Raw genomic sequence first — 10,255 nt, forward strand, 5'->3', positions numbered from 1 at the left:
AAAGAGAATTAAAGTAAATAGCGATGGATATTTTATAAATTATGGTACAGTTGATATAAAAAAAATTGTTTATTTAGGAAATGTTTCTAATAGTGGAACAATGTCCTTTTCTGTGAATATAAAAAACGAAGGTACTTTTGCAAATTTATCAGGTGGGACATTAAATATAGATGGTAATTTTACAATTGATTATGGTGAGTCTTTTACAAATAGTGGAAATCTAAATATTACATCTAATCTAATAAATCGAGGGACTTTTACCAATGCATCAGGAGGTATTTTAGATATTGATGCTATATTAAAAAATGATTGGGGTTATACATTTAATAATAGTGGAGAAATTAATATAGGTACAGAACTATTAAATCGAGGGACTTTTACCAATGCATCAGGAGGTATTTTAGATATTGATGCTAAATTAGCAAATGATTGGAGTTGTACTTTTAATAATAGTGGAGAAATTAATATAGGTACAGAACTATTAAATCAAGGAACTTTTACCAATAGTGGAGACGTTAGTGTAACAACTGACCTTAAAAGTAGTGGTACTTTTACAAATTCAACGGGAAGTACATTAACAGTGGGTGGAGAATTTGAGAACGATTGGGGTTGTACATTTAATAATAGTGGAGAAATTAGTATAGGTACAGACCTATTAAATCAAGGAATTTTTACAAATTCATCGGGAAGTAGATTAACAGTAGGTGGAGAATTTGAGAACGATTGGAGTTGTACTTTTTCAAATGCAGGATATTTTAATGTAGAAGATTTTCTAAATAAAGGAAGTGTTACAAATACTGATTCATTCTGTATTTCAGGCGTTTTGGATAATAGTAATAATAAAACAATTATAAATAACGGAACTTTTGTTTTTGAAACTACTGCCACAGCAAGTGCTTATGTGGTAGATTACGGATATATTTCAGGAACGGGAAATGCTACAATTGATTTAGTTTTATCAGGTGGAAAATGGCATTATGTTTCAATTCCCTTATCAGGTGTATCATCAAATGTTTTTATGGGAGCAGCATTATATTCATACAATGAACATACTGATACATGGGATGCACATGGTTCAGGAGAATCATTACAACAATTTAAAGGTTATGATGTATATTTTGCTAATAATACAACAGTTACTTTGGATGGAAGTTTAAATTCAGGAAATTATTCTAATACAGTAATTACTTATTCAAATGATGGATTTAATTTAGTGGGAAATCCTTATTATGCAATGATTGATTGGAGAAAAAGTTCAGGATGGACAAAATCAAAACTTGAGAATGCTACTTATATCTGGGATCCTGATTTACAAAATATTGCAACTTATGTAAATAATTCAGGCACAAATGGTGGATCAAGATATATACCTCCTATGCAAGCGTTTTTTGTAAAAGCTAGTACTTCTGGACAAAACGCTTCACTGACAATTAAAGATAATTCAAAAGTAAATAATAAATCAAAGAATTTTAGAAATGAAGAATTTGCAGGTGAATCAGTAAGATTTACAATTGAATCTTTTAACGGATTTAAAGATGAAGCAGTAGTTCGTTTTGACGATAATGCAACAAATAATTATGATAGCGATTTTGATGCAAGCAAAATGTATAGTTTTAATAAAATTGTTCCTCAAATTTATACAAAAATAAATGACAAAGAAGTTTCAATAAATACTTTAAAGAAATTTTCAACTGATGTAAAAGTTCAATTAAATTTTAAAGTTGGAGAAACAGGAAAAAACACATTAAATGCAAATCTTGAAGAATTTCCTGACTGTTACTATGTTTTTGTTGAAGATAAAAAACAAGAAGTTGTTCATAATCTTTTAAATGGTGAGTATGAATTTTATGCAAATGTAAATGATGATGAAGACAGGTTTGTTATTCATTTTTGTAAACAACAACAACTTGCATCACAAAATAATAACACAGCAGTAGAGGAATTAACAGAAGATTCTCAGTTGAAAGTTTATTCTCAAGAAAATGATGTTTATATCAACTTTGCAAATGACATTTCTACAAACGTTACAATTACAGTTTATTCAATTGATGGTAAAAAAATAACTTCATTTGAAAATAAAAATTCAAGAAATGTTAAGATTCAAATAATGGAAAAAAGTGCTTATTACATTGTGAATGTTAAAGGTGAAGGAATTAATCACTCAGAAAAGATTTATATCAAATAACAAAATTTGGTTTAGAAATTAATTATCTATTTGCTTACTAAAACCATTTGAAAAATCTCCCTTTTGTGGAGATTTTTTAATTAATTTTAAAATAAGAATACCGATAAGGAAAAATATTCCGAGAGCAAAAACGGAATTTCTCATACTTCCTGAAATAAATTCTATATAACCATAAGACCAAATTCCTATAACTATTGCAATTTTCTCGGTAAATTCATAAAAACTAAAGTAGGATGAAACATCTTTGGTGTCTTGAGGAATTAGCTTAGAGTATGTTGACCTTGAGATACTTTGGATTCCACCCATAACAAGCCCAACCATAAAAGCAAGAAAATAAAAACCGTAATCCGTGTAAATAAAATAGGCTACTACACAAATAAAAATCCAGATTACGAGTGAAACAGTTAGAGCAAAAATATTGTTTTTTCGTTTGGATATCCACGAAAATAAATATGCTCCTCCTATTCCAACAATTTGAATTATCAGAATTGAAATTATTAGTTTGATAGTGCTGATGTGTAACTCTTTAGCACCAAAAATAGTTGCCATGTAAATTACTGTTTGAACTCCCATGCTGTAAAAGAAAAATGCAAACAAAAACTTTTTTTTGGTGGCGGATTTTTTTATTTCTTTCCAAACTAATAAAAGTTCTTTAAAACCTTTTGTGAGAAGTTTTGTTTTATTTCTTCCATTTGATAGTGATTGTGGAAGATTCTTGAATGTATATTGAGAGAATAAAATCCACCATAATCCAACGGAGAGAAATGAAATTTTATAAGGTAACAAGTTATTTGAAATACCCATGTTTTTTGCATTCAGAATAAAAATTAGATTAGCGATAAGTAAAATAACAGAGCCTGCATAACCAAGTGAATATCCTTTAGCACTAATTTTATCCATTTTATCTAAAGTGGCAATTTCGGGAAGGTATGCATTGTAAAAAACCAAACTGCCATTGAATCCAATATTTGCCATAATAAAAGCTATAATCCCAAACTCAATATTGTTTCCATCAAAGAAAAATAGTGAAGAACAAGAAATTGCTCCCAAAAAAACAAAGAATTTCATAAAGGATTTTTTCTTGCCTGTAATATCAGCAATGCCAGAAAGAAAGGGTGATAAAATAGCAACTGTTAAAAAGGAAAATGAAAACGAATAGGAGTAAAGTACAGTGTTTTTTATGTTAATTCCCAAAAATTCAACAATATCACTGCCATTTGAATTTGTTGTAACAGTTTCGTAAAAAGAAGGGAAAATAGCAGCCGTAATAATCAAAGGGAAAACTGAATTTGCCCAATCGTAAAATGCCCACGAATGAAGTATTCTTTTGTTATTTTTTTCTACTTTCAAAGTTATTAGTAGTTTTTCTTAATCAGTGAAAATAAATATTTTTTTTGATTGTAAGATAGTTCTTTATTATCAATTATTATTGATTTTAAATTTTCTATTTGGCTATTATTAAGTTTCGAATTGTGATTTTTTACATAACTTTTGTTGTAAAAATGATGAAAAATAAAATTTTTCGGATATTTTTTTATTAAGAATTTACCATATTTCTCGGCTTTGATAAAGTCTTTTTCTATTTCAAAATATATTTTTAATAAAAAATAAGTGCTTTCAGTATCAAGGATTAAATCGTATTTTTTTCTTTTTAAAAAACTTAATCCGGTATTCATATTTCCTGATGGGGCTAAAAATAATAATGGACGAAGGAAAAGATAATCCCTGTAGGCAACAGCACTTAAGTAATTATAAAGACCGGAAGAAAGATAGAAGCTTTTAAATTCTTTTTCTTTTCCGAAGGATTTGCGCATTACATGAGTATATTTTAAAAACTCTTTCATTGCAGGAATGTAGCGTTCCTCCATTAAATCAAATCTGGATTTAAATGCGAAAATGAGCGTTTTGCAAAAAAGATTCTCATAGGAAATATTATCAGTTAGATGACTTTCGGCTAAATAAATATTTGAATAAAAATAACTAATTGTTTTATCTTCATTTTCTCCTGTTAAATATTGCCACCAGTAATAATTGGTAGCAAGTATATATGTCCATGGTGATTCGGGATAATGTTGTTTTAAGTATGAAATTTTTTTGTAACAGCTTACAAATTCAAAATTGTAGAGATGTTCAAATCCTTGGTAAACATATTTTCGTACAGAATCATTTGAAATGGGTTCTTGGGAAGTAGTCGGTTTGGATTGAAACCCAGAAGTTATCAGAAAAATCAGTGTTAATATTATTGTTCGTTGAAGTTTCAAAACAGTTTGTAAGTATTTTATTTAATGCAAAACTAAAGTTTTTTTTCTTGTTGGCATTGATAGATTTGTAGAATTATTAGAAGTCCCCTAAAATAAATTCTCCTTTTTTTTCATTAAATCAGCCTCAATGATTATGGTTCTTGAATAAGCAATTCCCAGTGAAATTGCATCTAAGAAAAAATTTGTTGCAGTAAATTTTAGTTCAACATTTATATTATTCACTGCATCAGCCTCATGTTTTGTTATTTCTTTTTTTATTAAATTATTTACATCAAAAGAAGATTTGTATTGAAAATTAAGGACCTTTTTAATTTTTATATGTTTGATAAGAACATATTCTTCTCCTGCTTGGCTAAAAGATAAAGGTATCTCATTATTACCTGAAAACTTGGAGATTGTACATCCTTGAATAAGAAATATAGTTGATAAAATTATTAGTAGTAATTTAAACTTTGACTTCATTTTATAGCCCCCCTAAATATTTTAATTGCGGAAATGTAGAAAATATTGTACCAGAGATTTGAGGGTGGGCACTTGGCTTTCCAAAGTTATTTGTGAAAATCAAAATATATATATTTTTAATTAGAAAATATGATTATCTTTGTATTGATTAATAATTAATTATATGATGTTGTATCACACACACACACACACAAATCAGTAAGATACAATACTTGCTATATTATTTTGTCAGCATTAATTATAAGCTATTTTATTGAATTGAAAATACTTTATAAAAAACTAATTTATGAAAAAAACAGACATCTTGCTAATTTTACTACTAATTATTACTTCTTGTAAAAGTCAAAACAACACAATTGAATTTAAAGTGTTTGAGACGGAAGTTGGTAGTATTAATAATGTAAATGAAAATAAATCGAAATTTTTCGATAATTATTCATTATCAATGGTTTTGGGACATCATAACTATAGATTATTAAATGATGAATTATATCAAATATCACTTTCAGCTAATAATAAAAATATTTATGTTTATAATGCTACAAAAGATAGTCTTATTATTGTTCCTTTAAAAAATGATAGTATTCCTAACTTACCAATTGAACAGATTTATTATCACAATCAGGATTCAGTTTTTATTTTTTATGATAGATCTACTTTGATGAAAATAGAATTTGAAAAGTCAGTTGATTTAAAAATAGATTTTCTTTTAATTAATAGTAAGGGGGTAGTAAAAAATTATTTTAGCCTTGATGATGTTCCCTTTATTCATTATCGCAGTCCAGACAAAATGATAATGAAAAGAAATCATCTTATTCAAGAAAATCAAATTATTGATAATTGCTTAATAATTCCTTTTTCAATTTATCGTCCAAATCCTTCCCAATGGGATTTTAGGAGTTTTTGGCCAAAAATGCTTTGTAGTTATAATTTAAAGACTAAAAAAGTTTTAATGTTAGATGTAAAATTTCCAGAAGAGGATATTGGTAAGTTTTATGGTAAAAGAGTTTTGGAAACAACTATTGATTTTAGATTTAATCATAGAGGAAATATTTATTATGTACACCAACATTCTCCTAATATTTATGAGTTTGATGTTAAGAATAACAAATTATTAAACATAATAAAATATCCTGAAAATCTTTTTTATAACAATAAAGGCTTTTTAGATTCAACACTAGTGAATGACAGTTTAACACGTAGTGATTTCTATGCACCTGTGTACTATAAAAAAGAAAATGTTTATATTAGAAAAATTAGTCTTGAAGCTTATAAAGACTATATGAAATTAGATTTTGTACAGATTTTGGATAAAAATTTAAATGTATTGGGTTATTCTTTTGCTGATTCTTTACAATCAAGTATTTATGTTTCAGGGGGGGCGTTATGCCGTTTTAATATGCAGGATAGAGTAACATATAATCATTCTTTAGGGCAAACTAAAAAGATGAAATTGAATGAAATTGAGAATGAATTTTTTAAAAAGAAAATTAAAGCAAAGAAAAAAAAGAAAAACTTATTAAACATAAGTATTGAAGATAGGTTGTTTCTGTTAATTAAAGAATTAAAAATAGCTCCAGGTTCAAAAGTTATAACTATAAATACTAATAGGACATGCTCAACCTGTATTAAATTCCTTATGGAAATGCTTAAAGAAAATATTAAGAAATTTGAAGAAGAAAATATTTATTATTTATTTACAGGCTATAATAAATCATTTACAAATAAAATTTTAAAAAACTACAAAATCCCTGAAACTAAAGTAGTTATTTTGGAATACTCAGGTAAATCTTTTAAATATATTTATGATGATGAGCGAAACTATTATTACTTTATAGATTATTCATCTGATGGTAAGTTTGAAATTGAAAAAGCTAATTTTAGAGAAGTATCTGCAAAAATGGAAGTGTTAATTCTTAAGTAGTGGCACTAAGAAAACTTTGTATTACTCATTATACTTGGGCTTTGAATTAATAATGGATGTGAATGTAAAAGTCATTCAATTGTCATTAATAGTCATTTAGCCAAGCTGTCATTGGGTTTTGTAACTTAATGACAATTTAATGACAATCAAATGACTACTTTATGACATTAGATTCAAGCGACAGAATACACATAATATTCTAACAGTCAAAAACATACGAGTTTTTTTATAGCCACTAAGTAATTTTCTTTATCCACCATTTATAACTTCAAGTACTTAAGGCACTTCTTCAAAGGCAACAACATCAAGTATCTTTTTGAAAATAATATTTCTTTCTTTAATAATTTTATTTTCAGCAATTTCTTCAGCTTTCATAAATCCACCGGAATAGTATCGTTGGTACCAAGGCATTACACTTATGAAAGCATCAATGTAGGAATAATTATGTACAGTATAAATAAATAAAGCTGCAAATGAAACAGTTAGTACAAAAGAGTTAAGGGCATTTTTAATATCTCCACAATAAAGCTGTCCTGAGCCGGGGGCAAAAACGCTCATATATTTCATTAGCTTTGGGTTAAATCGTTTTAATTTATAGTTGTCGATAAATAATTGATTTATAGCTTCTTTCTGAGAGTTGTTGTTTGTATCTATTGCTTTAAAAAAATGAATTTTTGATTTGTCAAATTCCTCTTTTTGAAAAAAAGTAATTCCAAAATAGAACTCTTTTTGCCATTCTTGAAATTCCCCTAAAGAGTCATCAAGGCTTAAAAGTTCAATGAATGCAAGATTGTTTTCCCCTGATAAAATGTAAAGCGAGGCTTTATTGAAGATTATTGCATTACTCATGCTGTCATTATCAGATAGATTGTAAGAAACATCAAAATAATGATGAGCTTTGGAATAGTTCTTAGTGTTAGCGTAGCATTCGGCAAGTTTAAAAAAGATTGAGAAATTGTTGGAATTATTAAAAAAAATCACTCTTTCATAAGTTTTTATAGCATTATTATAATTTGATTCTTCAAATTGCTTATCAGCAAATGCAAGAGTTTGCTCAATACTTTGTCCTTTTAAAATAAAAGTAACAAAAACTAAACTAATATGTAGTATTAAAAACTTCTTCAACGCTATGGTAAATTTGATGTTTTTTATTGAAATTATATTTGTTAGCGGCTTTGTAGGAACCATAAAGGTTTCCAATGTAAAAACCTGCACTCATTCCTGTATATATCCATGCATAAGCACTTTTGTTACCGTTCTGATCAAAGCCACGATATGCTTGATAGACAGACATTCCTGTCATAAAAAGTGAAACTAAGCCATCTTTCCAATATCCGCAATAAACTTTGCCAAGTCCAGGTGCTATTGCCGACATTGCTAAACTAAGTCCCGGACTTTTGTATTTTAATGAAAGTGCGTCTTGTAAAATAGTATTGTATTGTTTAATCGGAGCATAATCAATATCCCCCGCTTCTTTAAGCATTTCATTTGCAGATGCATAGTCGTTTTCATACATTGCAGTTGTTAAATCAAAAAATAATTTCTTTTCCTTTATGAGTGAAGTATTTGAAACGAGAAAAAATTTTGCTTTAGGAAGGTTATTATTTAGTATTAAAAGCTTTGAATATTCATAAGCCATTTCGTTAGATAATGAATCCAAAGAAAAATACATGCTTTCTATTCGTGCAATTCCTGTGTTATAATTTTCAGAAAAGCGATATGACCTTATAAGTTTTAGCTTGATATCGCTTTTGTTAAATGAATCAAGAAATAAAATGCGCTCATATTCTTCGGCAGCAAGTGTGAAATTATTTGCTTTATAAAGATAGTTTGCATATTTCTTTGAGTTTTTAAGACTAAAAATGTCTTGTGCGTATGTATTGCTAATAAAAAAAAACAATACAACAATTAGAATTTTACTTAGTAATAAGTTTTTCATATTTGGCATTTCTTACAGGATCTATTAAAAGATGTGAATGGCGGTCAATTTGATAATCACCGGGACTTAAGCCGTTGCAACGGGAATATCTGTCAAAAAAGTTAATAAGTCCGAAAATTGTTCCTTGTTGTTGAATGGCTTTTATGGCATATATTGAACATGATGGTGTAAAACCACAAGAGCCTGCATCTTGTGATGAAATAAATACTTTATAGAATAAAAATAATGATGAAAAAATAAATTGTATTTCATTGTTATTATTTTTGGCAAAACTGTAATCTGTTTTAGCAAGCTCCGGTTTTATATCTCTGAACTTATTTATTTCTTCAATGCGTTGTGAAAAGCTTGAAAAACTATTTAGAAGCAGGAAGAGGATAATTATAGTAATTCTCATTTTTGATATTATTTACTTCAATGTTTTTAAAAGTTGTAATTTGATGATTTTCTTTCCCATCCAGATACATTATTTGAACTATTTCGGTAGGAAAGTTCAAATTATTGACAATGGTATATTTTTTATAAAACTGTTTTCCCAACATCTTATCTTTACTATTAAAAAAAATAACTCCAAAAAGTTCTTTGTTTTTATTTGATATCATTACTTTTCCAAGATCTCCAAAATCTTCTTTAGTTTCCCATGTAGTTATAATTTGTCCTTGGTCTTTTTCTACATTAGTAATTTCATAAATGTTGCTTGATAAACCAAAATTTGAAAGACTTCCATTTAAGGAAAGATGAAATATTGTTGATTTAATTAGTGGTAATGATTTTGTTTGTGCATAGAGTTTATTGTTTGCAAATTTATAAACAAAAGTGTCTTTAATTACCCAAGTTTCTTTTTCGGGAAATATAAATTCGTAAACTAACTTTTGAATGTTTTTATCATAATATATTCTACCCATACTTAATTGATAACTGCCGTCAAAATTTTTTGTTTTAATGGAAATGTCAGCTTCAACTCTAAAAAATTGTTGTCCTAAAGAAATATTAGGTATAATTAGAAAACAGAGTATAAAAAATGAAAAAATATTTGTTTTAAATTTTGGTGGTGGAAGCATAAGAAAATTTAATTTAATGAATAAATAATATAACATAAAAACAAATTATTTATAGTTATAACGCCATATATATATACCACAAAGTAAGCAACAAGCTAAACTCATTATTACACTAATAGTTTCATCAATATCGTATGTCATATTAAATTTATTAGGTATAGGGGATAAGTTGGGATTTAAAGAAAAATCAATATTAGGATTATTAATCTTTAATTTTGTGTATGTTGCATCTTCATGTTGTAAAACATAATTTTCAATAAGAGTTAATTTTGAAAATTCATCTAGTATTTTTTCTTTATTATAAGAAAACAAATCTGCATTTGATGCAAAGACTAAATTTGAAAGAAAAAAGAAACTAAGAAAAAGAAAGAGAATATTTTTTTTCATAGTTTTTTTAATTTTGTTTAATAAAATAGAAAAACAAAG

General features: G+C 27.2%; 10 protein-coding genes. 2 read left to right on the top strand and 8 right to left on the bottom strand.

The window, feature by feature from the left end; genetic code table 11:
• Positions 1 to 2,185 (top strand): hypothetical protein (locus tag U9R42_10090; protein MEA3496371.1); only part of this gene is annotated, 2,185 nt, incomplete at its 5' end.
• Between the two features lie 18 nt (positions 2,186 to 2,203).
• On the opposite strand, the gene U9R42_10095 is transcribed toward U9R42_10090, so the two are convergent.
• The 3 genes from U9R42_10095 to U9R42_10105 all read right to left on the bottom strand — a co-directional run bounded on the left by U9R42_10095 (position 2,204) and on the right by U9R42_10105 (position 4,908).
• Positions 2,204 to 3,535 (bottom strand): MFS transporter, encoded by a 1,332-nt coding sequence (locus tag U9R42_10095; protein MEA3496372.1) that lies wholly within the window; start codon positions 3,533 to 3,535, stop codon positions 2,204 to 2,206.
• 5 nt (positions 3,536 to 3,540) lie between these two features.
• Positions 3,541 to 4,446: a hypothetical protein gene (locus U9R42_10100; GenBank protein ID MEA3496373.1), complete on the bottom strand. Its 906-nt coding sequence runs from the start codon at positions 4,444 to 4,446 to the stop codon at positions 3,541 to 3,543.
• An 87-nt stretch (positions 4,447 to 4,533) separates the two neighbouring features.
• Positions 4,534 to 4,908, bottom strand: a complete 375-nt coding sequence (locus U9R42_10105; protein ID MEA3496374.1) for a hypothetical protein — start codon at positions 4,906 to 4,908, stop codon at positions 4,534 to 4,536.
• A 286-nt stretch (positions 4,909 to 5,194) separates the two neighbouring features.
• Between U9R42_10105 and U9R42_10110 the strand changes: the two genes are divergently transcribed.
• Entirely contained in the window at positions 5,195 to 6,832 is a 1,638-nt protein-coding gene (locus U9R42_10110) for a hypothetical protein (protein MEA3496375.1), read from the top strand.
• Positions 6,833 to 7,108: 276 nt separating this feature from the next.
• On the opposite strand, the gene U9R42_10115 is transcribed toward U9R42_10110, so the two are convergent.
• From U9R42_10115 to U9R42_10135, 5 genes are all read right to left on the bottom strand, one after another.
• On the bottom strand, positions 7,109 to 7,957 hold the full coding sequence (locus U9R42_10115; GenBank protein ID MEA3496376.1) for a hypothetical protein: 849 nt from the start codon (positions 7,955 to 7,957) through the stop codon (positions 7,109 to 7,111).
• The gene (locus U9R42_10120; protein MEA3496377.1) at positions 7,929 to 8,771 is read right to left on the bottom strand and encodes a hypothetical protein; all 843 of its coding nucleotides are present in this window, start codon (positions 8,769 to 8,771) and stop codon (positions 7,929 to 7,931) included. Before U9R42_10120 ends, U9R42_10115 begins: the two co-directional genes overlap by 29 nt.
• Positions 8,749 to 9,165, bottom strand: a complete 417-nt coding sequence (yidD, locus tag U9R42_10125; GenBank protein ID MEA3496378.1) for a membrane protein insertion efficiency factor YidD — start codon at positions 9,163 to 9,165, stop codon at positions 8,749 to 8,751. The genes U9R42_10120 and yidD overlap by 23 nt, the downstream gene beginning before the upstream one ends.
• Positions 9,125 to 9,865, bottom strand: coding sequence for a hypothetical protein (locus tag U9R42_10130; protein ID MEA3496379.1), 741 nt, complete (start codon positions 9,863 to 9,865; stop codon positions 9,125 to 9,127). Before U9R42_10130 ends, yidD begins: the two co-directional genes overlap by 41 nt.
• Positions 9,866 to 9,874: 9 nt before the next feature.
• Positions 9,875 to 10,255 (bottom strand): hypothetical protein (locus U9R42_10135; protein ID MEA3496380.1); only part of this gene is annotated, 381 nt, incomplete at its 5' end.

This window comes from Bacteroidota bacterium (genome assembly GCA_034723125.1).
GTDB lineage: Bacteria > Bacteroidota > Bacteroidia > CAILMK01 > JAAYUY01 > JAYEOP01.

What these genes read in the sequence shown, in the direction of transcription:
- U9R42_10130 (MEA3496379.1), bottom strand. Translation starts at nt 9,865, where the DNA reads ATGTTATATTATTTATTCATTAAATTAAATTTTCTTATGCTTCCACCA.
- yidD (MEA3496378.1), bottom strand. Translation starts at nt 9,165, where the DNA reads ATGAGAATTACTATAATTATCCTCTTCCTGCTTCTAAATAGTTTTTCA.
- U9R42_10110 (MEA3496375.1), top strand. Translation starts at nt 5,195, where the DNA reads ATGAAAAAAACAGACATCTTGCTAATTTTACTACTAATTATTACTTCT.
- U9R42_10105 (MEA3496374.1), bottom strand. Translation starts at nt 4,908, where the DNA reads ATGAAGTCAAAGTTTAAATTACTACTAATAATTTTATCAACTATATTT.
- U9R42_10120 (MEA3496377.1), bottom strand. Translation starts at nt 8,771, where the DNA reads ATGAAAAACTTATTACTAAGTAAAATTCTAATTGTTGTATTGTTTTTT.